Origin of the sequence: Actinacidiphila guanduensis, from assembly GCF_900103985.1 — a bacterium.
GTDB lineage: Bacteria > Actinomycetota > Actinomycetes > Streptomycetales > Streptomycetaceae > Actinacidiphila > Actinacidiphila guanduensis.
On sequence record NZ_FNIE01000018.1, the window covers coordinates 57504 to 83527 of the forward strand.

22 protein-coding genes and 1 riboswitch are annotated in these 26024 nt (G+C 74.4%); of the genes, 3 read left to right on the plus strand and 19 right to left on the minus strand.

From position 1 onward, the window contains the following. Positions 1-30: 30 nt before the first annotated feature. The 13 genes from BLR33_RS29890 to BLR33_RS29950 form a co-directional block, all read right to left on the minus strand. Positions 31-396, minus strand: a complete 366-nt coding sequence (locus BLR33_RS29890; RefSeq protein ID WP_245771754.1) for a hypothetical protein — start codon at positions 394-396, stop codon at positions 31-33. Between the two features lie 213 nt (positions 397-609). Next, the gene (locus BLR33_RS29895) at positions 610-1704 is read right to left on the minus strand and encodes a hemolysin family protein (protein WP_093787772.1); all 1095 of its coding nucleotides are present in this window, start codon (positions 1702-1704) and stop codon (positions 610-612) included. Continuing rightward, complete coding sequence (locus BLR33_RS29900) at positions 1701-3080, minus strand: hemolysin family protein (RefSeq protein ID WP_093787773.1); 1380 nt, start codon at positions 3078-3080, stop codon at positions 1701-1703. Before BLR33_RS29900 ends, BLR33_RS29895 begins: the two co-directional genes overlap by 4 nt. Before the next feature lie 271 nt (positions 3081-3351). After that, positions 3352-3864 (minus strand): PH domain-containing protein, encoded by a 513-nt coding sequence (locus BLR33_RS29905; RefSeq protein WP_407639741.1) that lies wholly within the window; start codon positions 3862-3864, stop codon positions 3352-3354. Then, positions 3861-4709 (minus strand): ATP phosphoribosyltransferase, encoded by an 849-nt coding sequence (gene hisG / locus BLR33_RS29910; protein ID WP_093787774.1) that lies wholly within the window; start codon positions 4707-4709, stop codon positions 3861-3863. The genes BLR33_RS29905 and hisG overlap by 4 nt, the downstream gene beginning before the upstream one ends. Positions 4710-4882: 173 nt before the next feature. Further along, the gene (locus BLR33_RS29915) at positions 4883-5155 is read right to left on the minus strand and encodes a phosphoribosyl-ATP diphosphatase (RefSeq protein WP_093787775.1); all 273 of its coding nucleotides are present in this window, start codon (positions 5153-5155) and stop codon (positions 4883-4885) included. A gap of 39 nt (positions 5156-5194) precedes the next feature. Next, on the minus strand, positions 5195-5680 hold the full coding sequence (ribH, locus tag BLR33_RS29920) for a 6,7-dimethyl-8-ribityllumazine synthase (RefSeq protein ID WP_093787776.1): 486 nt from the start codon (positions 5678-5680) through the stop codon (positions 5195-5197). A gap of 107 nt (positions 5681-5787) precedes the next feature. Next, on the minus strand, positions 5788-7209 hold the full coding sequence (gene ribA / locus BLR33_RS29925) for a GTP cyclohydrolase II (RefSeq protein WP_093787777.1): 1422 nt from the start codon (positions 7207-7209) through the stop codon (positions 5788-5790). Further along, positions 7206-7871, minus strand: coding sequence for a nicotinamide mononucleotide transporter family protein (locus tag BLR33_RS29930; RefSeq protein ID WP_093787778.1), 666 nt, complete (start codon positions 7869-7871; stop codon positions 7206-7208). Before BLR33_RS29930 ends, ribA begins: the two co-directional genes overlap by 4 nt. Continuing rightward, positions 7868-8491 (minus strand): riboflavin synthase, encoded by a 624-nt coding sequence (locus BLR33_RS29935; RefSeq protein ID WP_093787779.1) that lies wholly within the window; start codon positions 8489-8491, stop codon positions 7868-7870. The genes BLR33_RS29930 and BLR33_RS29935 overlap by 4 nt, the downstream gene beginning before the upstream one ends. Position 8492: 1 nt before the next feature. After that, positions 8493-9560 carry a bifunctional diaminohydroxyphosphoribosylaminopyrimidine deaminase/5-amino-6-(5-phosphoribosylamino)uracil reductase RibD gene (gene ribD / locus BLR33_RS29940; RefSeq protein ID WP_407639743.1) on the minus strand — a complete coding sequence of 356 codons (1068 nt, stop codon included), beginning with the start codon at positions 9558-9560 and terminating at the stop codon, positions 8493-8495. Positions 9561-9722: 162 nt separating this feature from the next. Further along, positions 9723-9853, minus strand: a riboswitch (FMN riboswitch). A gap of 418 nt (positions 9854-10271) precedes the next feature. Continuing rightward, complete coding sequence (locus tag BLR33_RS29945; RefSeq protein WP_143031787.1) at positions 10272-11108, minus strand: trypsin-like serine peptidase; 837 nt, start codon at positions 11106-11108, stop codon at positions 10272-10274. 409 nt (positions 11109-11517) lie between these two features. Then, on the minus strand, positions 11518-12723 hold the full coding sequence (locus BLR33_RS29950) for an ROK family transcriptional regulator (RefSeq protein ID WP_093787781.1): 1206 nt from the start codon (positions 12721-12723) through the stop codon (positions 11518-11520). A 112-nt stretch (positions 12724-12835) separates the two neighbouring features. Between BLR33_RS29950 and BLR33_RS29955 the strand changes: the two genes are divergently transcribed. After that, entirely contained in the window at positions 12836-14098 is a 1263-nt protein-coding gene (locus BLR33_RS29955) for an MFS transporter (protein ID WP_093787782.1), read from the plus strand. A gap of 622 nt (positions 14099-14720) precedes the next feature. After that, a complete protein-coding gene (locus BLR33_RS37210; RefSeq protein WP_176930618.1) occupies positions 14721-15989 on the plus strand; it encodes a DUF5995 family protein in 1269 nt (422 codons plus the stop codon). Here the strand turns inward: BLR33_RS37210 and BLR33_RS29965 are convergent. From BLR33_RS29965 to rpe, 6 genes are all read right to left on the minus strand, one after another. Further along, complete coding sequence (locus BLR33_RS29965; RefSeq protein ID WP_093787783.1) at positions 15950-17653, minus strand: flavin monoamine oxidase family protein; 1704 nt, start codon at positions 17651-17653, stop codon at positions 15950-15952. The genes BLR33_RS37210 and BLR33_RS29965 overlap by 40 nt on opposite strands. Next, a complete protein-coding gene (locus tag BLR33_RS29970) occupies positions 17650-18483 on the minus strand; it encodes a carbon-nitrogen hydrolase family protein (RefSeq protein ID WP_245771755.1) in 834 nt (277 codons plus the stop codon). The genes BLR33_RS29965 and BLR33_RS29970 overlap by 4 nt, the downstream gene beginning before the upstream one ends. Positions 18484-18726: 243 nt before the next feature. Continuing rightward, positions 18727-19746, minus strand: a complete 1020-nt coding sequence (locus tag BLR33_RS29975; RefSeq protein WP_093787784.1) for a DUF2382 domain-containing protein — start codon at positions 19744-19746, stop codon at positions 18727-18729. A gap of 400 nt (positions 19747-20146) precedes the next feature. Further along, entirely contained in the window at positions 20147-21595 is a 1449-nt protein-coding gene (locus tag BLR33_RS29980) for a GuaB1 family IMP dehydrogenase-related protein (RefSeq protein WP_093787785.1), read from the minus strand. 111 nt (positions 21596-21706) lie between these two features. Continuing rightward, positions 21707-22720 carry a sugar-binding transcriptional regulator gene (locus tag BLR33_RS29985; protein WP_093787786.1) on the minus strand — a complete coding sequence of 338 codons (1014 nt, stop codon included), beginning with the start codon at positions 22718-22720 and terminating at the stop codon, positions 21707-21709. A gap of 99 nt (positions 22721-22819) precedes the next feature. After that, complete coding sequence (gene rpe / locus BLR33_RS29990) at positions 22820-23485, minus strand: ribulose-phosphate 3-epimerase (RefSeq protein ID WP_093787787.1); 666 nt, start codon at positions 23483-23485, stop codon at positions 22820-22822. Positions 23486-23690: 205 nt separating this feature from the next. On the opposite strand from rpe, the gene BLR33_RS29995 reads away from it, so the two are divergent. Beyond that, entirely contained in the window at positions 23691-25817 is a 2127-nt protein-coding gene (locus BLR33_RS29995) for an MMPL family transporter (RefSeq protein WP_093787788.1), read from the plus strand. The last annotated feature ends 207 nt before the right edge of the window (positions 25818-26024 follow it).

Genomic DNA, 26024 nt, shown 5'->3' on the forward strand with positions numbered 1-26024 from the left:
CTCGGGCCCGTGCGGGGCAGCTGTTACGGTTCAACGCCCGCGCCGGGCGATGAGTTCTTCCCCGCCGGGGGCGAGGAGCTTGGGCAGGAGACGCCGCAGGCCGGCAGCATGCTGGTGAACGCGCTTGAGCGTGGCTCGCCGTGTCGGGGCGGACTCGGGCACATCCTGCGCGGGCCCGCACCCGGCTGCGACGTACAGGTCGTCCAGCGGCGCCCATTTGCCATGGACTCCCCCCGGGCCGATCAGGAAGACCATCGTGTACACCGCGGGTTCGTGACCATCAGGGCACCAGACCTCGATGTCCAGGCCCTCGCCATGGAAGGCGACCCCATGAAGGGTCCGTTCAGGTCCCGAGAAGCCCGCGTCTTCGACCAGGAAGGCGAAGGCAGTGCCCACCGCCGCCCGGAACTCCTCCGCCGGATCTCCCCGATGCCCCATGTGTCGATACTCGGGCATCCCGTAGGGCGGGGGTAGACCACGACAGGATCCTTCGAGTCTTCGGAGCCGGTGCGGGCCGGGGCCGCTCGCGGCGCGGGTACTTACCGGGCGCGGGCAGGCAGTCCCCGGCGTGCCCCGGGCCTCACCGCGCCGGTTCCCCTTCCGCCGCCCTCAGCGGACCAGCTCCCCCGGGGTTGCGCCGCCGTGGGCGGGTCCGGGGACCTCCGGCAGCGGGCGGTGGGCCGGGTCGCGGACCTCGCCGACCAGCATCTCCAGCACGTCCTCCATCGCCACCAGGCCCAGCACGCGGCCCGAGGCGTCGGTGACCGAGGCGAGGTGGGTGGCCGCGCGGCGCATCGCGGTCAGCGCGTCGTCCAGGGGGAGGTCGGCCCGCAGCGTCGTCATCGGGCGCCACAGGCGCTGCGGGACCGGCCGGTCGGCGTCCTCCACGTCCAGGACGTCCTTGACGTGCAGGTAGCCGAGGTAGCGGGCGCCGGGGCCCGGCTGGTCGGCGACCGGGAAACGGGAGTAGCCGGTGCGCACGGTCAGCTCCTCCACCTCTCGGGCGGTCACACCCGGGCCGAGCGTGACCAGTTCGTCGGGGGTGAGCAGCACCTCGGTGACGGAGCGGGTGCCCAGTTCCAGGGCGTCCTCCAGCCGCTCCTGCTCGTCCGGGTCGAGCAGCCCGGCGGCGCGCGCGTCCTCGACCAGGACGGTCAGCTCCGCGCTGGTGAAGACCGCGTCGACCTCGTCCTTCGGCTCCACCTTGAAGGCGCGCAGGATCAGCCGGGCGCACGAGCCGAGCACGGAGATGACCGGGCGGAAGACCCGGGCGAAGGCGACCAGCCCGGGCGCCAGCCGCAGAGCGGCCTTCTCCGGGTCGGCCATCGCCAGGTTCTTGGGCACCATCTCGCCGATCACCAGATGCAGGAAGACCACCAGGGCGAGGGCGAGGACGTAGCCGACCGGGTGCACGAGGTCGTCGGGCACGTGGACGGCGGAGAAGACGGGCTCCAGCAGGTGGGCGACGGTGGGCTCGGCGACCGCGCCCAGCGTCAGCGAGCAGACGGTGACGCCGAACTGCGCGGCGGCCATCATCTGCGGCAGGTGCTCCAGCCCGTACAGGACGGTGCGGGCCGGGCGGTTGCTCTCGGCGAGCGGTTCGATCTGGCTGCGGCGCACCGAGACCAGGGCGAACTCGGCGCCGACGAAGAAGCCGTTGCCCAGCACCAGCAGCACGGCGAACAGCAGTTGCAGGGCGCTCATGCCGCTCCCTCCGTCGCCGCCCCGGCGTCGGCGGCGGCATCGGTGTCGACGGCGCTGCCGGTTCCGGTCCCGGTGCCGGTGCGTACGATCCGCACCCGTTCGGCCCGGTGGTGGCCGACCTCCTCGACCCGCAGTGTCCAGCCGGGCAGCTCGGCGGTGTCGCCGGGCTCGGGGATGCGGCCGAGCAGGTCGGCGACCAGGCCGGCCACCGTCTCGTAGGGGCCCTCGGGGGCGGCGAGGCCGATGCCGGCCAGGGTGTCCAGGCGGGCGCCGCCGTCGGCGTCCCAGGCGGGGTGGCCGTCCTCGGCGGGGGCCTGGGCGAGTTCGGGCAGGTCGACGGCGTCGTGCTCGTCGCGCACCTCGCCGACCAGCTCCTCCACGATGTCCTCCAGCGTCACCACGCCGGCCGTGCCGCCGTACTCGTCGACGACGACGGCGATCGGCTGCTGGCTGCGCAGCAGGCCGAGCAGCTGCTGCACCGGCAGCGTCTCGGGCACCAGCAGCGGCGCCACGGCGACCGAGCCGACGGGGGTGCGGCCGCGCCGGTCGGCGGGGACGGCGAGGGCGTCCTTGAGGTGGACCATGCCGGTGATGTCGTCCACCCGCTCCCGGTAGACGGGGAAGCGGGACAGGCCGGTGGCGCGGGTGAGGTTCAGGACGTCGGCCGCGGTGGCGGTGTCCTCCAGGGCGCTCACCCGCACCCGGGGCGTCATCACGTTCTCGGCGGTGAGGTCGCCCAGCGACAGGGTGCGCACGAAGAGGTCGGCGGTGTCGGCCTCCAGGGCGCCGGCGAGGGCGGAGTGCTTGGCGAGCGAGACCAGCTCGGTGGGGGTGCGGGCGGAGACCAGCTCGTCGGCGGGCTCCACGCCGAGCATCCGCACCAGGCGGTTCGCGGCCCGGTTGAGCAGGTCGATCACCGGCCGGAAGGCGCTGGAGAAGGCGCGCTGCGGCCCGGCGACGACGCGGGCGACGGCCAGCGGGCGGGAGACGGCCCAGTTCTTGGGGACGAGTTCGCCGATGACCATCTGCACGCCGGAGGCGACCATCATGCCGACCACGACGGCCACGCCGGGGGCGGCGCCGTGCGGGATGCCGATGCCGCGCAGCGGCCCGGCGAGCAGGTCGGCGAGCGCGGGCTCGGCGAGCATGCCGACGACCAGCGAGGTGATGGTGATGCCGAGCTGGGTGCCGGAGAGCTGGAAGGAGAGCCGGCGCAGGGCCGCGACCACGCTGCGGGCCCGGCGGTCGCCCGCGGCGGCGGCGCGTTCGGCCGCCGGGCGCTCCACGGTCACCAGGCCGAACTCGGCCGCGACGAAGAACCCGTTGGCGAGGATCAGGACGAGGGCTGCCGCGAGCAGCAGCAGGGAGGTGCTCATGAGGCCGCCGCTCCGTTTTCCCGGACGGGAGGGGCGGCGCAGGTACTACCGGACGGTTCGTCCATCGGGGTGTGAGTGTCACTCCTCGGTCGGTCGGTCGGTGCCGTGGGCGCTCGGCGCCCGGATCCAGAGTAGTCGGCGCGGCCGCGCGCGCGAAGGGACGGCGGCCGCCCGGCGTACGCGGGCGCGCCGCGGCGGACGGCGGAGGGCACGCAGCAGGCAAGCGGCAGGCAAGCAGCGGGGAACAGGTGGCGGCCGGTGGCTCCTGGGGTCAGCGGGACTCGCCGAGGGCGGCGACCAGGTCGCGCAGCCTGCGGGCGTCCCGCAGCGCCCGCTGCCGGGCGAGCCCGGGCTGGATGCCCATGGCGGGCAGGCTCGTGCCGTCGGCGAGGTCGAGGTGGACCCAGGCGTCGCCGTGCGAGAGGTTGACGGCCAGCACCTCGGGCCAGGCGAGCCGGCGGCTGACCGTGAGGTTGACCACGGTCAGCCCGTCGGGGTCGGCGACCACCTTGGGACGGGCGAGCAGGGTGAGCCCGGCCGCGAGCAGCACCGCCGTGCCGATCACGGTGGCGCGCTCGCCGGTGCTCCAGGGCGTGTCCCCGTCGTGCGGCATCGCCAGCGCCACCGAGGTCAGCGCGGCGAGCACGGCGACCGCCAGGCCCAGCAGCACCACGCGGGTGACGACCGGGCGGAAGGTGACGGGCAGGCCGGCCAGCGCCGCGGCGGCGGCCGCGTCCGGGGCGGCGCCGCCGGGCGCGGCCGGGGCGCCGTGCGGGCCGGTCACAGCCGGGCGGCGTGGATGCCGGTGGTGAGGATCGCCCGGGCGCCCAGGTCGTAGAGCTGGTCCATGATCTGCTGGGCGTCGGCGGTGGGCACCATGGCGCGCACGGCGACCCAGCCCTCGTGGTGCAGCGGGGAGACGGTGGGCGACTCCAGGCCGGGGGTGAGGGCGACGGCCTTCTCCACCTGCTCGACGCGGATGTCGTAGTCCATCATCACGTACCGGCGGGCGACCAGGACGCCCTGCAGGCGGCGCAGGAACTGCTGCACCTTCGGCTCGGCGGGGTCCGCGCCGGTGCGGCGGACCACGACGGCCTCGGACTCCATGATCGGCTCGCCGAACGCCTCCAGGCCCGCGTTGCGCAGCGAGGTGCCGGTCTCAACCACGTCGGCGATGACCTGGGCGACGCCGAGCTGGATCGCGGTCTCCACGGCGCCGTCGAGGTGCACCACCGAGGCGTCGACGCCGCTGTCGGCCAGGTGCTTGGCGACCACGCCCTCGTAGGAGGTGGCCACCGTCATCCCGCCGAGGTCGGCGACCTGGGTGGCGGTGCCGGGCCGGGCGGCGTAGCGGAAGGTGGAGCGGGCGAAGCCGAGCTGCAGGATCTCCTCGGCGTTGGCGCCGGAGTCCAGCAGCAGGTCGCGGCCGGTGATGCCGATGTCGAGCTTTCCGGAGCTGACGTAGATGGCGATGTCGCGCGGGCGCAGGTAGAAGAACTCGACGTCGTTGGCGCTGTCGACCAGCACCAGCTCCTTGGACTCCTTGCGCTGGCGGTAGCCGGCCTCATGGAGCATGGCCGTCGCGGGTCCGGAGAGCGAGCCCTTGTTGGGGACGGCGATGCGCAGCATGGCGTCGGGTTCCTTCTGTTCGTGCCGGCTGTTCGTGCCGGTCCGGCGGGGTCGTACGGTCGGGGTGCCGCGGGCCGGGGCCGGCCCGGGCGGAGGCTACGGGATCGGGGCGGCCGCCGGGTGAACGGCAGCCGGAAGAACGGGGCGAGCGCGGCGGGTGCGGGGCGGGCCGCTCACAGATGGGCGTAGACGTCCGCCAGGGAGATCCCGCGCGCGACCATCATCACCTGGACGTGGTACAGCAGCTGCGAGATCTCCTCGGCGGTCGCGGCGGCGCCCTCGTACTCGGCGGCCATCCACACCTCGGCGGCCTCCTCGACCACCTTCTTGCCGATCGCGTGCACGCCCTTGCCGACGAGTTCGGCGGTGCGGGACGTGCTGGGGTCGCCGGTGGCGGCCTTCTGCTGGAGCTCGGTGAAGAGCTCCTCGAATGTCTTGTTGGCCATGGTGGTCCTAGCCTACGGGGAAGCGAGCCCCGGCCGCGGTCAGCGCCAGGGTTCGGACACCGAGCGCAGGGTGGCGGCGGTGGCGACGGCGGCGGTGACCGCCTCGTGGCCCTTGTCCTCGCTGGAGCCGGGCAGCCCGGCGCGGTCCAGCGCCTGCTCCTCGGTGTCGCAGGTGAGGACGCCGAAGCCGACGGGCACCCCGGTCTCCACCGCGACCTGGGTGAGCCCGGCGGTCACGCCCTGCGAGACGTACTCGAAGTGCGGGGTGCCGCCGCGGATGATGACGCCGAGGGCGACGATCGCGTCGTAGCCGCGGCCGGCCAGTACCTTGGCGACGACGGGGAGTTCGAAGCTGCCCGGCACCCGCAGCAGGGTCGGCTCGTCGATGCCGAGGTCGCGCAGCGCGCGCACGGCCCCGTCCACGAGGCCGTCCATCACCTGGGTGTGCCACTGGGCCGCGATGACGGCGACCCGCAGGTCCCCGCAGTTCTTCACGGTCAGCTCGGGGGCGCCCTTACCGCTCACTGTTTCGTCCTCGGTGCTTTCTCGTCGGTGTCACGGGATGGTGCGGGGTCGTGGTGGGGGGGTGCTGCGGGGTCGCGGCGGTCCCGCGGCCGCGGGACGGCCGCACGTCACTGGCCGGCGGCGTCCAGCCACGGCAGGTCGTGGCCCATGCGGTCCCGCTTGGTGCGCAGGTAACGCAGGTTGTGCTCGCCGGCGGCGACCGGCAGCGGCTCGCGGCCGGTCACCTTCAGCCCGTGCGCGGTCAACGCGGCGGACTTGTCGGGGTTGTTGGTGAGCAGCCGCAGCGAGCGCACGCCGAGGTCGGCGAGGATGCGGGCGGCGGCGCCGTAGTCGCGCGCGTCGGCGGGCAGGCCCAACTCCAGGTTGGCGTCCAGGGTGTCGCGGCCGCGCTCCTGCAACTCGTAGGCGCGCAGCTTGGACATCAGGCCGATGCCGCGCCCCTCGTGGCCGCGCAGGTAGAGCACCACCCCGCGGCCCTCCTCGCCGATCCGCCGCATCGCCGCGTGCAGTTGGGGCCCGCAGTCGCAGCGCAGCGAGCCGAACACGTCGCCGGTCAGGCACTCGGAGTGGACCCGCACCAGCACGTCCTCGCCGTCGCCGATGTCGCCGGCGACCAGGGCGACGTGCTCCACGCCGTCCTCGGTGCTGCGGTAGCCGTGGGCGCGGAAGTCGCCGTCGGCGGTGGGCAGGGTGGTGGTGGCCTCGCGGCGCACGGCGGGGGCCGGCGGCAGGTCCACGGGGAGGGCGGTGGGCTGCGCGGCGGGCGCCTCCGCGGGCAGGACGGCGGTGCGGGTCGCGGGCTCCGCGGGGCTGGCGGGCACGGGTTCGGTGCGCCGCCGGTGGGCGATCAGGTCGGCGATGGAGATGATGTGCAGGCCGTGCCGGCGGGCGAAGGGCACCAGGTCGGGCAGCCGGGCCATGGTGCCGTCGGCGTGCGCGATCTCCACGATGGCGGCGGCCGGGCGCAGTCCGGCCAGCCGGGCGAGGTCCACGCCGGCCTCGGTGTGGCCGGGGCGGGCCAGCACCCCGCCGGGCCGGGCGCGCAGCGGGAAGACGTGCCCGGGCCGGACGAAGTCCCCCGCGGCGGCGGCCGGTTCGGCCAGCAGCCGGATGGTGGCGGCGCGGTCGGCGGCCGAGATGCCGGTGGTGACGCCGTGCTCGGCGGAGGCGTCCACCGAGACGGTGAAGGCGGTGCGCATGGACTCGGTGTTGTCCCGCACCATCTGCGGCAGGTCCAGCCGGTCCAGCGCGGGCCCCTCCATGGGCACGCAGATCAGCCCGCGGCACTCGCTCATCATGAACGCGACGGTCTGCGCGGTGATCTTCTCCGCGGCGACCACCAGGTCGCCCTCGTTCTCACGGTCGGCGTCGTCGACGACCACGACCGGCCGGCCGGCCGCGATGTCCGCGACGGCCTGCTCGACGGTGTCCAGGACGAGGGCGTCGCCCGCCCGCTGCTCGGGGGTGTGCCGGGCGGTGCCGGCGGCGGTGGGCTGGTGCGCGGTCGCTGTGCTCAGGGTGCCGGTCATGCCGCCACTCCTTCCGGGACGGTGGCACCCTGCCGCGGCCGGGACCGCGGCCGCCGGGTCTGCTGCCACCAGGCGTACATCCCGGCGATCACCAGGACGAAGTACACGATGTAGACGAGGCCGGAGAACGGCAGCCCGCTGTGGAAGTTCAGCGGCACCCCGACCAGGTCGACGGCCAGCCAGGCGAACCAGAACTCGACCCAGCCGCGGGCCTGCGCGTACATCGCGGCCAGGGTGCCGACGAAGATGTACGCGTCCGGCCAGGGGTTCCACGACAGCCGGGGGTAGGCGAGGAAGAGCGCGGCCACGGCGACGGTGCCCAGGCCGGTGGCGGCGACCAGGAGCGCCCGCTCGCGCCAGGTGGCGAAGCGGATGCCGATCCGGCCCGCCTCGCCCGTGCCGCGGTGCCACCGGTACCAGCCCCACACCGCCATGGTGATCACCACGAACTGCTTGCCGACGCCGCCGCCGAGGTGGGCGCCCCAGAAGGCGGCCACCAGCACGACACCGGAGAGCAGCTGGACCGGCCAGGTGAGCATCGCCCGCCGCCAGCCGAGGGCGAGCGCGGCCAGCCCCAGCAGGTTGCCGATCATGTCGGACCACACCACGTGCTGGTCGAAGGCGGTGAACGCCTCGCTGTTCAGCCAGTGCACGGGGTTCATCGCGCCGCCTGTGTGCCGGAGTCGGCGGCGGGGCCCGAACCGAGCATCCGCTCCACGTACTTGGCGATGACGTCGACCTCCAGGTTGACCGGGTCGCCGGGCTGCTTGATGCCGAGCGTGGTCAGCGCGAGGGTGGTCGGGATGAGGCTGACGGTGAACCAGTCGGCCGCCGCCTCGACGACGGTGAGGCTGATGCCGTCCACCGTGATGGAGCCCTTCTCCACCACGTAGCGGGACAGCTCCGGCGGCAGGGCGACCTTCACGATCTCCCACTGCTCGCCGGGGGTGCGGGCCAGGACGGTGCCGGTGCCGTCCACGTGGCCCTGCACCAGGTGCCCGCCGAGCCGGCCGCCGAGCGCCATCGGGCGCTCCAGGTTGACCCGCGAGCCGGGGGCCAGGGCGCCCAGGCTGGAGCGCTTGAGCGTCTCGTCCATGACGTCGGCGGTGAAGGCGTCGTCCAGCAGGTCCACCACCGTCAGGCAGACGCCGTTGACGGCGATCGAGTCGCCGTGTTTCGCGCCTTCGGTGACGACGGGTCCGCGCACGGTGAAGCGGGCGGAGTCGGCCAGTTCCTCGACAGCGGTGATCTCGCCCAGCTCTTCGACGATTCCGGTGAACACGTCACTTCTCCTGTACGGCAGTGGGGACGGCGGTCAGCCGCAGGTCGGGCCCGATGCGCACGACGTCGGTCACGTCGAGCCGGAACGCCTGGGCGATGCCGGTGATTCCTGCGTCGGCGAGCGCGGCCGGGCCGGCGCCGAGCAGGGCGGGTGCGAGGTAGGCGGTGACGGAGTCGACGGCGCCGGCCGCCACGAACGCGCCGGCCAGCGTCGGCCCGCCCTCCAGCAGCACCGAGCGCACGCCGCGGGCGTACAGCTCGGCGAGCAGGGCGGCGATGTCCAGGCCCCTGCCGCCTTCCCCGTAGGGCAGCCGGACCACGTCGACGCCCGGCAGGTGGGCGGTGTCGGCGTCCTTGCCGACGGCGACCAGGGTGGGGGCCGCGTCGTCCAGGACGGGCGCGGCCAGGGTGATGCGGGCGCGGGTGTCGACCACCACCCGCAGCGGCTGGACGGCGCCCTCGATGCCGCGGACGGCCAGGTGCGGGTCGTCGGCGACGAGGGTGCCCGAGCCGACGACGACCGCGTCGGCCTCGGCCCGCAGCCGGTGCGCGTCCGCGCGCGACTCCGCCGAGCTGATCCAGCGGCTGGAGCCGTCGGCGGCGGCGATCCGGCCGTCGAGGGTGGCGGCGTACTTCCAGCGGACGAAAGGGCGGCCGGTACGGGCCGAGGTGAGCCAGGCGATGTTGACCGCCTCGGCCTCCGCCGCGAGCAGGCCCGCCTCGGTGTCGACGCCGGCCGCGCGCAGGGTCTGCGCGCCGCCCGCGGCGGTGGGGCTGGGGTCGGCGACGGCGTAGACGACGCGGGCGACACCCGCGGCGATCAGCGCCTGGGCGCACGGGCCGGTGCGGCCGGTGTGGTTGCAGGGTTCGAGGGTGACGACCGCGGTGCCGCCGCGGGCCCGGTCGCCCGCCGCTGCCAGGGCGTGCACCTCGGCGTGCGGGCCGCCGGCCTTCCGGTGCCAGCCCTCGCCCGCGACCTCGCCGGCCGGGTCCAGGATCACGCAGCCGACGACCGGGTTGGGGGCGGTCGCGCCCAGCGCGCGGGCCGACAGTGCGACGGCGCGGCGCATCGCGTCGGCTTCCGTGGTGGTGGCCACCGGGTCCTCCTGCCTCATCGGGCACGGACTCCGGGGCCGAGCGGGCGGCTCCCTCCGGGGGCCCCTCCCGCGCAACGGCCCGCGTGCTCGCGCACGGGCCCGCTCCGAACGGCGGCCTTCCCGAGTGAACGCCCGCCGCGCACTGCCTCCCATCCGGACTTTCACCGTCGGTCCAGGAATTTCACCTGGTCAACCGACCGCTGGCTGCGGCCGGGTCGCGGACTGTAACCGCCGGTTCGGAATTGCACCGACCCCGGAGTGCGCGAACGTCACTTCTACGGCAAGTCTGCCACGAGTTTTCCCCCGAGATCCACTGTGTGCCGCGTCACGGTCCTTACAGTGCGGCTCCCCGCCGCGGGGGTTCCCCGCCGTTGCCGCGTGCCGCCCGCACATGGCATGCCGCCCACCTCCCCGCGGCCCTACGAAGGGCAACCCGCCGTAAGGGCTTCCGCACGTTCCCGACCGCGGCCCCGCCTTGGGCTTGTCGCGCAGTTCCCCGCGCCCCTATAGCGCTTGCCCTTCGCGCGAACGGTGAGGCCGTACCGCCCAGGGGCGCTGGGGGTACCTCCCAGGCGAAGCTCTGGGGGAGGAACTGCGCGACCAGCCCAGGCCGGGCTGCGGTCGGGGACGCGGAGGAGCCCCTACGGCGGGTTGCCGTTCTTGGGGGCACGCTGCCCGCAGGGCTCAGCAGCCGTCGCTGCCTGCCTGCGGCACCGTGTCGGGGCGCAGGCCCAGGGTCGCGCGGGCGATGAGGGTGTAGACGTCGGGGCGGAACGCCGGGGAGTACGAGGTGTACTCGTAGCAACCGCCCTGGTGGAGGCCGCCGATGACGCCGACGACCGAGGTGATGCCGCCCGGGCCCTTGAGCAGCCAGGGGCTGCCGCTGGAACCGCCCACGTAGCCGTGGCAGTTGAAGGACGGGAAGCCGTCGGTCCAGTAGACGCGCACGGCGCAGTGGATCGCCTGGTCGTCGAGACCGGCGTTGTAGGCGATGTCGGTGACGGCGGTGCCCGCGGCGGGCGCCTGGCCCAGCACGTCGGCACCGGTGACGGACTGGAGGCTCACCGTGCGGCCGGCGCGACGGGCGGGGGCGACGGTGAGGACGGCGTAGTCGTGCTGGGTGTCGCCGTTCTTCTGCCAGGCGGGCGGGACGTAGGCGTGGGTGACGGTCCACACGCCGTACGGGGTGGCGCCGTCGTCGTAACCGGGGGCGAACTGCCAGCCGGCGGCGGTGCCGTGGACGCAGTGGGCGGCGGTGAGGATCTCGTCGCCGAGCGGGCTGGCCACCACGCTGGCGGTGCAGCCGTGGTCGGAGCCGAGGCCGTTGCGGAACAGCGGTCCCACGGTCGGGGTGCCGGCGAACGACGTGGCGGTCGGCGTGCCGGGGGGCGCCGGCGGGTCGGCGGCGGCGGGTCCCGCGGCGAGCACCCCCAGCGAGACGGCGGCCGCCGCGGCGACCGCCCAGACCCGCACCTTCGACATCCCCATGCCTGCTACCTGCTTCTTCCAGGGCCTTGCCACGCGCTGGCTCCTCTCGGCGGACGACCGCACCGGCATGCCCGGCCGCGGGCCCGCCGGCCGCGGTGTCGCGCGGGCAGACCGGTCCCCCGGATGTCGCCGGTCACACGGTGGGTGTTGACGCCGCCGTTCCTACCCGCCCCGCGCGCCGGGGCGCAAGGCTCCGGGCACGGTGGAAACACCGCTTTTACCTGCGACGATGGCCCCGCGGGCACGTTCCGTCGCCGGATCGGCGCCGCGATCACCGGCCGGAGCACCAATCTCCCTTCGCAGCAAGGCGGTTGACGCTCCGTCCGGTCGGCCCCGGGGACTTTGCCCGGCCTTTGCGATCCGTTCCGGGCCCGGGCCCTCCCTCCGCGCGGTCCCGCGACCCCGGACCGCCGCCCCACGCTCCGGCGACGGGGTGTACCCGTTAGGCAGGAGGAGCGAACACGTCGAGCTGGGCGGCGTCCATCGCCACCGTCACCGCCCCCCGGAGCACCGGCGCGGCCGTCTCGCTGACGTGGAAGTCCGTACGGAGCGGGGAGATGCGGGCGAAGGCGGCGGCGGTGCGGGCGGCGAGTTCGGGCCCGCCGGCGGAGCCGACCTCACCGGCGAGGACGACCACCCCGGGGTCGAGGACGGCGCAGACGGCCGCCGCCCCGAGGGCGATCCGCTCGGCGAGGGCGTCGAGGAAACCGTCCGCGCCGCAGGCCAGCGCCGAGCGGACGAGCGCCGCGGCCGCCGCGGCGTCGGCGGCGGGATCGACGGCCAGCCCGTGGGAGCGCCCGAGCGCGCAGACCGCCCGGCTGCCGACCATCCCGTGGTACCCGTCGTCGCAGTCGTCGGCCCGCGGCACACCCCCCGTGGCGGAGACCGGCAGGAATCCCACCTCGCCGGCCCCGCCGGACACCCCCCGCCGCAGCCGCCCGTCGAGCACGACCCCGGCCCCGACACCACCGCCGATCCACAGCAGCACGAAGGTCTCGTCCTCGGGGGCGCCGGCGAGGGAGCGGGCCCGCTGCTCGGCGACGGCCGCGAGGTTCACCTCGTTCTCCAGCAGCACCGGCACCCCGAGCCTGCGGCGCACCTCGTCCACGAGGGCGCCGTGCCATGCGGGCAGCGCGCCGCTCGGCCGCATCCGGCCGGAGCCGGGGTCCACCTGGCCGGGCGCGCCGCAGGCCACGGTGTGCAGGGCGGCCGCGCCGGCTTCGCGGGCGGTGGCGAGCAGCAGTTCCACCCCGGACTCGACGAGCCCCGCGAGGTCGGCCCCGACCGGCACGGGCCGCTCGGCGCGGGCGGCGGTGCGCCCGAGCAGGTCGGCGACCTCCACCCCGATGCTCTCGATGCGCACGTCGAGCCCTGCGACGTAGGCGCGGTCGGCGACGATCCCGTACAGGCGCGCGTTCGGTCCGCGCCGGGCCTCGCCCGCCTCCCCGACCACCTCGATCAGCCCGGACTTCTGGAGCCGCTCCACCAGGTCGGCCACGCTCGGCCGGGACATGCCGGTCAGCTCCTTCAACTGCGCGGCGGTGAGCGGGCCTTCCCGCTGGAGCAGGCGCAGCGCGAGCCGGTCGTTGATGGCACGCGCGGTCCGGGGCGAGGCGCCCCGCCCGGGACGCGCGGGGGACACGGTCATGCCCCCGATCCTCCCAGACACCCCCGCGGCTCCCCCGTCCGCACACGGTGACCCCCTCCGGCGGCGAAAAAACCGCTAACTTTCAGGCAGGCTTCCTGATAGTTTGCGAGCCATGACGACCGACGCCGCCGAGTGGTCTCCCGCCCGGATCCGCCGGGCCCACCTGACCATGCGGGCCGCCTTCGCCGTGCACGGCGCCACCCAGGGCTCCTTCGCCGCCCGCCTCCCGTGGATCAAGGACCATCTGGGCCTGGGCGCGGGCACGTTGGGGCTCGCGCTGGTCTGCCCGGCGATCGGCTCCTCGCTGCTGATGCCGCTGGCCGGACGGTTGATGCACCGGTACGGCTCCCGGCACGCGCTGCGGCTGCTGCTGACCCTGTGCGCGGCCACCCTCGCGCTGCCCGCGCTCGCGCCCGGTCTGCCGTGGCTGTGCGCGGCCCTGCTGCTGTGCGGCGCGAGCGCGGGGACGGCGGACGTGGTGATGAACGCGCTCGGCATCGCGGTCGAGGAGCACAAGGGCGCCTCGATCATGTCCGGCCTGCACGGGATGTGGAGCGCGGGCACGCTGGTGGGCGCCGCGCTGGGCGTGCCCGCCGCGCACGCGGGGCTGGACGGGCGCGTCCACTTGGGCCTGATGGCCGCGCTGCTCGCCGGCTGCGCCCTGGCCCTGGCCGCCGGCGCCCCCGACATCCGGCCGGGCGCGGACGAGGCGGCCCCGCCCCGGTTCGCGCTGCCGCCACGGGCCGCGGTGGTGATCGGGGTCGTGGGCTTCTGCGGGGCGTTCGCCGAGGGCGGCAGCTCCGACTGGTGCGCGGTCTATCTGCGGGACGTCGCCCACGCCTCCCCGGCGATCGCCGCGCTCGCCTTCACCGCCTTCTCGTGCACGATGACCGCCACCCGCCTCGTGGGGGACCTGGCGGTCAGGCGCTTGGGCCCGGTGCGCACCCTGCGGGCCGGCGGGATGGTCTCCACGCTGGGCGCGCTGCTCGTGGTGCTCGCGCATCAACCCGCGCCCGCCATCGCGGGGTTCGCGCTGGTCGGGGTGGGCGTGTCGGTCACAGTGCCGCTCTGCTTCGCGGCGGCGGGGCGGCGCGGTCCGGTGCCGAGCCAGGCGATCGCGGGGGTGGCCACGGTGACGTACACCTCGGGGCTGGTCGCGCCGGCCGCCATCGGCGGTATCGCGGGGGCGAGTTCGCTCACCGCGTCCTTCGGGCTGGTCACCCTGCTGGCGTTCGGGCTGGTGGTCGGCGCGGGGGTGCTGCGGCCGCCGGTGCCGCGCCTGCCGGTGGTCTCGGCGCCAAAAGGGCTGCCCGGTCAGGCGGTTGGGGAACGACCGGCGGGCAGCGACCGTTCGCGCGGTTCCCGGCGCCCGTAACGGACGCTGCCACGCGGCTCGTCGGTGACATGCCGCCACGGTGGGGAAACCGTGCGATCGGCGGCGTACAAGGGGAGGTTCGGCGGGCGCGCACGGGGGAATCGAGCCCGCCGAACCGTGTCTCCACGTTAGCTTCCCCTCACGCACGGTTGGAGAGCGAGCCGGACAATTGGTGTCGCGCGAACACGCCATGGCACAGGGTCGCGCCATCAGCCGTGCCCAGAAGGGGAGTTGACGCAGCTGACGGCAGCCGCGCGGGCATCTCCCAGTCCGGTGCCAAGGCGTGGCTGCCCGGAGCAATTGCAAGCGCCGCGCGCCCGGCCCGCCACCGGAACCCGGCGCCGTGGGCGCCCGGGCGGACGGGGTGCGACGCGGCGCCGGGCGGTCGTACGGCCGCGGCTCCGGCGTCTCATGGTTCGCCGAGAGGCGCTTCGCGCGTCCCCGGCATTCCCACCCGCGACGGCGGCGCGGCCAGGACCGGCCGGAGCAACCAGGGTCGGCGGGATTGGCCGGGGCAGCCGCCGGTACGAGAGCGGACGGCCGGAGACGGCGGTGGGCCGTCTCGGGGACGGGTGCCGTGTGGCGGACGGGCAGGACAGCGGCACACGGCCAGGATGATCGTATGACCCCAGCCCCTCCCGCCCTGCCGCCGGCGAAGGTCTCCACCGCTGTCCCCGCCACGGCCCCCACCGAGGTCCCCCCAAAGCCACCGGCCAAGGCCCGCACCAAAGCTCCCGCCACCGTCCCCGCAAAGGCCCCGGCCAAGGCTCCCGCCCAGCTCCGCACAAAGGCCCCGGCCAAGGCCCGCACCGAGGCCCCCGCCAAGGTCCCCGCCGCCATCCCGGCGAAGGCCCCCGTCAAAGCTCCCGCCGAGGTTGCCGCAAAAGCTCCCGCCAAGGCCCGCGCTCAAGCCCCGGCCACCGTCCCCGCCGAGGTTGCCGCCAAAGCTCCCGCCACCGTCCAGACAACCCCCGCCGCGCCCCGCCTGGCCCGGGCCGCCGAGGCGGCGCCGAAGCGACCCGCCGCGGCTCCCCGCGCCCCTCGCCGTCCCGCCGGGGCGGCCGCGGTGCGGCGGGTGGCCGCCCGGATGCGTGCACTCGCCGCGGAGCTGCCGGAGCGCGACGGCGTGGCGGTCTTCAACCGGGTGTACCTGTCGGTCACCGAGGAGGTGGCACGGAGGGTGGCGGCGGGCCAGTTCGCGGACGGGCCGCGGGCCGCGCGGCTGACCGTGCTGTTCGCCGAGCGCTATCTGGCCGCCGTGACGGGCCCGCCGGCGGCGCCGGCCTGTTGGCGGACGCTGATCCGGGCCCGCAACCGACGCCGGGTGGCGCCGCTGCAGTTCGCACTCGCCGGGATCACCGCGCACGTCGGCCACGACCTGCCGCTGGCGGTGGTGGACGCCTGCCGGGCCACCCGCTGCCCGCCGCCGGTGCTGGACGCGGACTTCGCCGAGGTCGGCGAGGTCCTGGCGGCGATCGAGGAGCGGGTCCGCGAGGAGCTGATGCCAGGGCCCGACCTGCTGGAGCGGTTCGACCCGCTCACCCACGCCGTCGGCTGCTGGAGCCTGGCCCGGGCCCGCTCGGGCGCCTGGGGCGCCGCCCGCGTGCTGTGGGCACTGCGCGGCCACCCCGAGGGGTACGCCCGGTGCGTGGCCGGCCTGGACCGTACGACGGCGCTGGCGGTACGCGCGCTGCTCACCCCGGCCGGCCCGGCCGCACCCGCACCGTCCCCCGCACCCGCCGCAGCCGCGGGGACCGCCCCGCAGACGCCCGCGCAGGCACCGGCGGCCACCACGGACGCACCGGCAACCACCGCGGGCAGCACGGCAACAGTCACGCCCGGAGCGGGAGTTCAGTCCTCCGGGAGCAGCACGGGCGCGATCTCGTCGTAGACGTCGCCGGGGCCGGGGTTGAGCGGGTCGGTGGCGCCGCCGAGGTGGTGCATGACGCCCCACACCGCGTTCAGCGCGGTCTGCACCGCGCCCTCGGCCCAGCCCGCCGTCCACGAGATGTCGTCGCCGGCCAGGAACAGGCCGCGCTGGTCGGCGGGCAGTGTCTCCTGCATGAAGTGGGTGAACAGCCGCCGCTGGTAGCGGTAGTGCCCGGGCAGGTTGGCCTTGAACGCGCCCATGAAGTACGGCTCGTTCTCCCAGGAGACGGTCACCGGGTTGCCGATGATGTGCTTCCTGATGTCGACGCCCGGGTAGATCTCGCCGAGCGACTTGAGCATGACTTCCATCCGCTCGTGCGCGCTCAGCGGCAGCCACTTCAGGCTGTCGTCGCACCAGGTGTACGACAGGCAGATCACCGCCGGCCGGTCCGGGCCGTCGTCGAGCAGGTAGGTGCCGCGGGTCATCCGGTCGGTGAGCGTCATCGACAGGGTGTCCCGGCCGGTACGCGGGTCCTTGTCGAGCCAGAACGGCCGGTCGACGGGCACGAACAGCTTGCTGGACTCCATGTAGTGGGTGCGTTCGATCGCCGTCCAGTGGTCGATCGGGAACAGCGAGTCGTCGCAGGCCACCTTCGACAGCAGCATCCAGCTCTGGGCGGTGAAGATCGCCGCGCGGTAGGTGCGGATGTCGCCGGTGGCGTCGGTGACGGTGATCCGGTTCCCCGCGGTGCGGTGCAGCCCGGTGACCGCGGGGCGCGGCTCGCCGCCGTGCAGCGAGCGCAGCGATGTGCCGCGCGGCCAGTGCAGCAGCTTGTCCGGCGCCCGCTCCCACAGCCGCAGCGGGAGCTGCTGGCTGCCGCCGACGATGCCGCGGTGGTCGTCGTCCGCGCCCGTGTAGACGACCCGCAGGATCTCCAGGATGGAGTTGGGGAAGTCGGTGTCCCAGCCGCCGGTGCCGAAGCCGACCTGGCCGAAGATCTCGCGGTGCCGGAAGGAGGCGAACGCCGGCGAGTCGCACAGGAACCCGTAGAAGGTCTGGTTGTCCAGCTTCTCCACCAGCGGGGCCCATATCCGGCGGATCGCGGGTATGTCGCGGGTGCGCAGGGCCTGCTGCATCGCCGAGAAGTCCGCGCCCTCCTCCAGGCAGGTGTTCCAGGCGTGCATCACCTGGCGGTAGACGTCCGGCAGGTCCTGCAGCGAGGTGGCGTAGTGGGACTCGCCCTTGAGGTCCACCACGGTCGACGGGGTGGCGGGCGCCAGCGGGTTGGGGAACGGCCGGGTCCGCAGGCCCACCAGGTCGACGTAGTGCTGGAAGGCGGTGGAGGACGGCGGGAAGCGCATCGCGCCCATCTCCGCGGTCAGGCCCGGGTCGCAGCCCTCGAAGCCGACCGTGCGCAGCCGTCCGCCGATCCGGTCGGCCTCGTAGACCACCGGCCGCAGGCCCATCCTCATCAGCTCGTACGCGGCGACGATCCCGGACAGGCCGCCGCCGATGACCGCCACCTCGGTGCCGTGCTCGGTGGCCGGCACCGAGCCCAGGCCCGCCGGGTGGGCGAGGAAGTCGTCGTAGGCGAAGGGGAAGTCGGGGCCGAACATGGTGATCGGCGGTTGCTGCTGGGCCTCGGCGTGCTGCTCGTCGTGGACGGCGGTGGGCACGGACGTCATCGGGTGGCGCTCCTGGGGGCACGGCCGACGGTGAGGGCACCGTACAACTCGGGCCTGCGGTCGGTGAGATAGGGGGTATCGGCGCGGGCGGCCGCCGTCGCGGCCGGGTCGGCATCGGCGACGAGCAGGCGGGGTCCGGCGCCGGCCCGGGCCAGGACGGTGCCGTCGGGGCCGGCCAGGCAACTGCGGCCGGCGAAGTCCCACTCGCCCTCCGGGCCGCAGCGGTTGGCGTAGGCGATGTGGAAGCCGTTCTCCCAGGCGCGGGTGGGCACGAGCGTGTCGGGCACGAAGTCGTACGGGCGCATCAGCGCGGTGGGGACGGCGAGGAGTTCGGTGCCGGCCAGCGCGTGCGCCCGTACGAGTTCGGGGAACTCCACGTCGTAGCAGATGAGCAGGCCGATCCGGGTGCCGTCGAGGTCGGCCTGCGCGAGCGGGCGCTCACCGGGGGTGAACACCTGCTGCTCGTAGGCGCCGAACAGGTGGGTCTTGCGGTAGTCGGCCAGCGCGGTGCCGTCGGGGCCGGTGAGGCGGGCTGCGTTGTAGACGCGCTCGCCGTCCCGCTCGGGGTAGCCGTGGACGATGGCCAGGCGGTGGCGGGCGGCAATGGCGGCGACCTCCTGCGCGGAGGCTCCCCCGGCGGGTTCGGCCAGCTCGCGCACGGTCTCGCCGAGGGCGTAGCCGGTGAGGAACATCTCGCTGGTCACCAGCAGCCGGGCGCCCTGCCCTGCGGCTTCCCGCGCGGCTTCGTCCAGCGCCTTCAGGCTCTCCGCCACGCCGCCGGGCAGCCCGGCGGGCCCCTGCAGCAGCGCGACGCGCAGACTCCCGTTCACGAACGTCCTTCCCGGTTCCTCGCCCCCGTGGCGCGGCTGCCGCCGCGGGCGCCCGTCCCCGCGGCCGCCACCGTCGAAGGTAAGGGGTGGCCGCGCGTTCCGGAAAGGACGAACGTCACGCCCTCGACGATCGGCCGCGCCCGGGGCGGGGAGGTCGGCCGCGCCGAGGGCGGACGCGGGCACACGACGGGGCGCCCCGCCCCCGATACGGGGTGGGGCGCCCTGGTGGAGAAGGGTGTGCGGTCAGCGGAAGCGCTTGTCGCGGCCCTGCCCGGGGGCCTCGTCCGTGGCCTTCTCCTCGCCCGCGGACTCCGACAGCTCGGTCTCGATGCGCTCCTTGCGCACCCGGCCGTGCACGGTCTTCTGCTCCACGTGCTCCTCGACGCGCATCCGCACGCGCTCCTTGGGCACGACCTCGGTCTCCACGATCGGCCGGTCCTCGTGGAGCGTGACGACGTGCTCGGCCTCGCTGATGTCGGGACCGGAGCGGGCGGCGCCGCGGTTCGCCTCGGTGATCGGCTCCCGCTCCAAGCGCACTTCCTCGTGCCGGATCGGGATGGTCTGCTCGACCTCCTCGACGTCCACGTACTTGCGCAGACGCGCCTGCCCGGCGTCCTGGCGCTCGACCCTGACGTGCAGTTCCTCCTCGGAGCGGGTCATGGCGTCGGCGCCGGCGTCGGGGGCGACGCGCTCGGCGGAGCCGCTGGTCCCGGCGGCGAAGGATGCGGTGCCGGTGCCCGTGCCGACCCCGGCCTCGCTGCCGGCCATCTCCTCCTGGGTGCCCTTGGCGCCGGCGGCTCCGGCGTCGGCCCCGCGGGAGGGCATGCCCTCCTCGCCCCCGGCGCGCTTGGCGTGGCGGCCGCCGCCCGCGGCAGCCGCGGTGCCCGCGGTGCCGGCCGCGGCGGCCTTCTCGCCCTCGCCCATGCCGCCGTCGCCGGAGCGGGAGCCCTCCAGGCCGTAGTAGCGGTAGAGGTGCCGCTCCTCCTCGGCCGACAGGTGCCCGCCGGAGTCGACGTCGACGTTCGGCGCGCCCTTGACCTGGTCCTTGTCGTACGGCACCTCAAGGTGGTCCTGGACGATACGGGCGGCACGCGTCGGCACGAAGGTCTCGTTGTTGCCGAAGAAGCCGGTCTTGACCGTCACCCATTCCGGGTCGCCGGTGGCGTCGTCCAGGTACATGTGCTTGGCATCGCCGATCTTCTTCCCCTGCGCATCGTGGACCGGGTGGCCCACGACTTGGGGTATCTGCTCGCGCGTGATCATGTGTCGCCTCCTCGGGCTGCCGCGGCCGGTCTCCCGGCCTTCACTTCAGCGCGTACCCCAAAGAAGGGACCAAAACATCCCTAAATGGACATTTCGCTACAGCCGAGGATCCGCCGCCCCGGTTCCCAGGCCAGCGCCCCCGGGTTGTACGGGGCTCGCTGTGCGCGCGAAGGGCAAGTTGTACAGGGGCGCGGGGAACGGCTCCCCCAGAGGGGGCACCCCCAGAAGAGGCCACCGTCCTTGCGACGGCATACAAGTCCCGTGGGGCAGACGGGTTGCCGTTTCTTGGGGGCGCTGGGGGTACCTCCCAGGCGAAGCTCTGGGGGAGGAACTGCGCGAGCAACCCGTCACCGGACCGCGGCCGGGCGCGAGACAGGAGCCCAACGGCGAACAGCCACCGTCACTGCCAGCTGGCGTAAAGCGGCTGGCCCTCGGCGTAACCGGCCGCGCTCTGCACGCCGACGACCGCACGCGCGGCGAACTCCTCCAGCGTGGCCGCGCCGGCGTACGTGCAGGAGCTGCGCACCCCCGCGATGATCGAGTCGATCAGGTCCTCGACGCCGGGACGCACCGGGTCCAGGAACATCCGCGAGGTCGAGATCCCCTCCTCGAAGAGCGCCTTGCGGGCCCGGTCGTAGGCGGACTCCTCACTCGTGCGGTTGCGCACCGCCCGCGCGGAGGCCATCCCGAAGGACTCCTTGTACAGCCGCCCGTCCGCGGCCTGCTGCAGGTCGCCCGGCGACTCGTGGGTGCCGGCGAACCAGGAGCCGATCATCACGTTGGACGCGCCCGCGGCCAGTGCCATGGCGACATCGCGCGGGTGCCGCACGCCCCCGTCGGCCCACACGTGCCGCCCGTGCTTGCGCGCCTCGGCCGCGCACTCCAGCACCGCCGAGAACTGCGGCCGCCCCACCCCGGTCATCATCCGCGTCGTGCACATCGCGCCGGGGCCCACCCCGACCTTGACGATGTCGGCGCCGGCCTCGATCAGGTCGCGCACGCCCGCGGCGGCGACCACGTTGCCCGCCACGATCGGCACCTGCGGGTCGAGCGCCCGCACCGCGCGGACTGCGGCAAGCATCGACTCCTGGTGGCCGTGCGCGGTGTCCACGACGAGGGTGTCCACCCCGCCGTCGAGCAATTGCTTCGCCTTGCCCGCCACGTCGCCGTTGATCCCGACCGCCGCGGCGATCCGCAGCCGCCCATTGGCGTCCACGGCCGGCTCGTACAGGGTGGCGCGCAGGGCGCCGGTGCGCGTGAGGATGCCGGCCAGCCGCCCGTCGGCGTCGACGGCGGGGGCGAGCCTGCGGTGCGCCTCCTCCAGCTTGTTGAAGGCGTCCCGGGGCGCGATGCCGGCGTCGAGCAGCAGCAGGTCGCGCGACATCACCACCGACAGCTGGGTGAAGCGGTCCACGCCGGTCAGGTCGGACTCGGTGACCACGCCGACCGGCCGGCCGTCCTCGACCACCACGCCGGCGCCGTGCGCCCGCTTGGGCAGCAGCGCGAGCGCGTCGGCGACGGTCTGGGTGGGCGCGAGAGTGATCGGGGTGTCGAGCACCAGGTGGCGCTGCTTGACCCAGCCGACCACTTCGGTGACCACGTCGATCGGGATGTCCTGCGGGATCACCACCAGCCCGCCGCGCCGGGCGACGGTCTCGGCCATCCGGCGGCCGGCGATGGCGGTCATGTTGGCCACCACGAGCGGGATGGTGGTGCCCGTCCCGTCGGGGGACCTCAGGTCCACACCCTGCCGGGAGCCCACCGCGCTGCGGCTGGGCACCATGAACACGTCGTCGTACGTCAGGTCGTACGCGGGCTGCACATCATTGAGGAAACGCACGTACTTCATATTTGCATGCGCGGGTATGGACTGCCTACGGACGAACCTCCGGCACTTCCGCGGGCCTTTCGTACGAACCTCCAGGCCGGCGCCGGCGCGGGCAGCCGCCGCGCCCCGGCCTCAGAAGTCGTCGGGGTCGGCGCGGTCCAGGGCCGGGCGGGGGGCCGGGCCGGTGGAATGCAGCAGGTATTCCGCGGCGGCGGTGTCGGTGACGAGGCTGGTCACCAGACCCGAGCGCAGCACCGCGTCGATCGCCGCGCCCTTGCGGGTGCCGCCCGCGATGGCCAGCACCTCGGGGATGCGGCGCAGCCGGTCGGCGTCGATGGTGATGCACCGCTCGCCGAGGTCGCGGCCGACCCGCCGGCCGCGGGTGTCGAACAGGTGCGAGGACATCTCGGCGGCCACGCCGAGGTCCACGTACTTCTCCCGCTCGGCGGGGGTCAGCGCGTCGTGCACGGTGGAGACGCCGGCCTCCCAGGAGCCGACGGAGACCACGGCCACGGTGACCTTCTCGAAATAGCCCATGGCGGCCGCGATCTGCGGCTGGGAGCGCAGCGCGGCGGCGGTGGCGGGGTCGGCGAGCACCATGGGCGCGTACAGCGGGTGGGCCTCGCCGCCGGAGACCGCGGCGGCGGTCCGCACCGCCTCCACCGAGCCGCGCTCGGCGGTGCCCACGTCGTAGACGCCGGTGAGCTGGACGACGGTGCAGGGCGCGAGCCGGTCCAGCGCGTTGGCCATGGTGATGATGGAGCGGCCCCAGGCCAGGCCCAGCACGTCACCGTCGCTGACCAGCTCGCCCAGCAGATCGGCGGCGACCGCGCCCAGGTTCTCCGGGTCGGGGGTGTCGGCCTGGTCGGCAGGGGTCTCCACCACGACGGCGTGCCGCAGCCCGTAGTGGGCGCGCAGGGCGTCGGAGCACTCGGCGTCGAGTTCGGCGGGGACCCGGATCTCGATGCGGACCAGGTCGCGTTCGAGGGCGGTCTCCAGCACCCGGGCCACCTTGAACCGGCTGACCCCGAACTCCTCGGCGATCTGGATCTTGGACTTGCCCTCCAGGTAGAAGCGGCGCGCCATCGCTGCCGCCTGGACCATCTCGCCCGGGCCCATGCGCACCTGTGCGCGGCCTGTGCTCACGTCGCCTCTCCCCAGTCAGCCAAGTGATCCGCTCGCTTCTCATCCTCCCAGACGCGGGGGGTTACCTGCGCGTAGCTTCGGCGGCTCCGCAGCGCGGGGTCAGCGCACCACCGCGGCCTCGGCCTTCGCACGCAGCGCCCGTACGGCCGCCGCCGGGTCCTGCGCCCCGTAGACAGCCGAGCCGGCGACGAAGACATCGGCGCCGGCCTCCGCGCAGCGCTCGATGGTGTCGGCCGAGACCCCGCCGTCGACCTGCAGCCACATCTGCAGCCCGTACTTGTCGATCAGCGCCCGGGTGCGGCGGATCTTGGGCAGCATGACGTCGAGGAACGCCTGGCCGCCGAAGCCGGGCTCCACCGTCATCACCAGCAGCATGTCCAGCTCGGGCAGCAAGTCCTCGTAGGGCTCGACGGGCGTGGCGGGCTTGAGGGCCATCGCGGCGCGGGCGCCCTTCGCGCGGATCTCGCGGGCCAGCCGCACCGGCGCGGCGGCGGCCTCGGCGTGGAAGGTGACCGAGCCGGCGCCGGCCTCCACGTAGGCGGGCGCCCAGCGGTCGGGCTCCTCGATCATCAGGTGGCAGTCGATCGGTGTGTCCGTGGCTCGGCCCAGCGACTCCACGACCGGCACGCCCAGCGTCAAATTGGGCACGAAGTGGTTGTCCATCACGTCGACATGGAGCCAGTCGGCGCCCTTCACCGCTTCGGCCTCCTCGGCGAGCCGGGCGAAGTCGGCGGACAGGATGCTGGGGCTGATCTGCACGGTCATGTGCCCAGCAAAGCAGATGCGGCGGCGGGGGTGCCAAACACGGTGCGGGCCCGGCGCGAACCCGGATCCGGCGCACCCGGCGTCCCCGGATCGGCGCAACCACCGCGCGCCCCCCTACGGCCCGGTGGAATGCTGGGAGCCGACCACCCGGGGCCCTCGCGCACCGGGGTGACGGGGGACCACCGGACCAGGAACGGACGCGTTCATGACGAGTGGAGCCGGGCGGGCGGCGCGACTGGTGTGCGGGCGGCGCAGCAAGTGGGTCGTGCTGGTGCTGTGGGTGATCGTGCTGGTGGCGCTGGGGCCGCTGGCGAGCAAGCTGATGGACGCGGAGAAGAACGACGCGGCCAGCTGGCTGCCGGGCTCGGCGGAGTCCACGCAGGTGCTGGACCTGCAGAAGAAGTTCGTGCCGCAGACCGCGCCCGCGGTGGTGATCTTCACCCGCGACGGCGGCCTGACCGCGGCCGACGTCCGGCAGATCCAGGCGAACACGGCTGCGGTGCGGTCCCTGACCGCGCACGGAATCCTCGGCTCGCGCAGCGTCGGCCCGGTGCCCGACCGGGCGCAGGCGCCGCGGGCCGCGCAGCTGATCGTGCCGATCGTGGTGGGCGAGAACGGGTGGAACAAGCTGCCGGACGCGGTGGACGACATCCGCTCGGCGGCGGAGCGGAACCTGCCCGGGGTGGCCGTGCACGTGACCGGGCCGGGCGGCTTCGGCGCCGACCAGAGCAAGGCGTTCCAGGGCATCGACGGCACCCTGCTGTACTCCGCGCTGGCCGTGGTGGTCGTCATCCTGCTGATCACCTACCGCAGCCCGACCCTGCTGCTGGTGCCGGTGGTCTCGGTGGTGAGCGCGCTGTTCACCGCGCAGGCGGTGATCTACCTGCTGGCCCGGCACGCGGGCCTGACGGTGAACGCGCAGAGTGCCGGCATCCTGCTGGTGCTGGTCTTCGGCGCGGGCACCGACTACGGCCTGCTGCTGGTGGCCCGCTACCGCGAGGAGCTGCGCCGGCACGAGGACCGGCACGAGGCGATGGCGCTGGCGCTGCACCGGGCCGGGCCCGCGGTCATCGCGAGCGCGGCCACCGTCGCCTTGAGCATGCTGTGCCTGCTGGCGGCGGAGATGAACTCCACCTCCGGGCTCGGCCCGGTGGCCGCGGTGGGCGTGGCGATCGCGCTGGCGGCGATGGTGACACTCTTCCCTGCGCTGCTGGTGATCGTCGGGCGGTGGGTGTTCTGGCCGGTGATCCCGCACACGGGCTCGGCCGAACCGACGGCGACGGGGGTGTGGGCGCGCATCGGCGGCCGGATCGCGCGCCGGCCGCGGGCGGTGTGGACGGCGACGGTGGCGGTGCTCGCCGCGCTCTCCTTCGGCCTGATCTCGCTGAACGCGGTGGGCCTGTCCAACGCGCAGGGCTTCACCAACACCCCGGAGTCGGTGGTGGGCCAGCGGCTCCAGGACCGCTACTTCCCGGCCGGTGGCGGCCAGCCGCTGGTGGTGATCAGCAACGCCGCACAGGGCCCGCAGGTCAAGCGGGCGCTGACGGGCCTGCCCGGGGTGGTGCCCGCCTCGGTCGGCACCCCGCCGGGCGTGGCGCCGGTGAAGGACGGGCTCGCCTACCTGGAGGCCACCCTCACCGACCGGCCGGACAGCAGCGCGGCCCGCCGCACCGTGGAGCGCGCCCGCAGCGAGCTGCACGCGATCCCCGGCGCCGACGCCAAGGTCGGCGGCGGGGCGGCGGTGCTCAAGGACACCGCCCACGCCTCCGACGAGGACAACAAGCTGCTGATCCCGCTGATCCTGGCGGTGGTCCTGATCATCCTCGGCCTGCTGCTGCGGGCGGTGGTGGCGCCGCTGGTGCTGATCGCGACCGTGGTGCTGTCCTTCGCGGCCGCGCTCGGGGTGAGCGCGCTGGCCTTCCGCCACCTGTTCCATTGGGCGGGCGAGGACACCGCCTTCCCGCTGTTCGTCTTCGTGTTCCTGGTGGCGCTCGGCATCGACTACAACATCTTCCTGATGACGCGCATCCGCGAGGAGAGCTGGCAGCGGGGCACCCGGCAGGGCGTGCTGGTGGGCCTGGCGGCGACCGGCGGGGTGATCACCTCGGCCGGCCTGGTGCTGGCGGGCACCTTCGCGGCGCTGGGCACGCTGCCGGTGGTCGCCTTCGCCGAGATCGGGTTCGCGGTCGCCTTCGGCGTGCTGCTGGACACCTTCGTGGTGCGCTCGGTGCTGGTCTCTGCCATCTCGCTGGACCTGCGGGACCGTGTCTGGTGGCCGAGCCGCCCGCCGGCCCGGCCGCAGGAGGACGAGGCGGCGCGCACGCGGGTGTGAGCCGCGCGCGGGACACGGCCGGCCGCCGGCTCAGGGGCGAGCGGCTTGCAGCTTTCGGCTTTCGGCTTTCATCGTCGGGCGCTGAGCTGCGGGCGACGCCGCCCGCCGCGCACCCTCTTGACGTGACCCCATCACAAGCCGACACTGCGACCGGTCAACTTCCAACACTTCCGCGCACGTTGAAACAGATCCAGGAAACAGATCCCG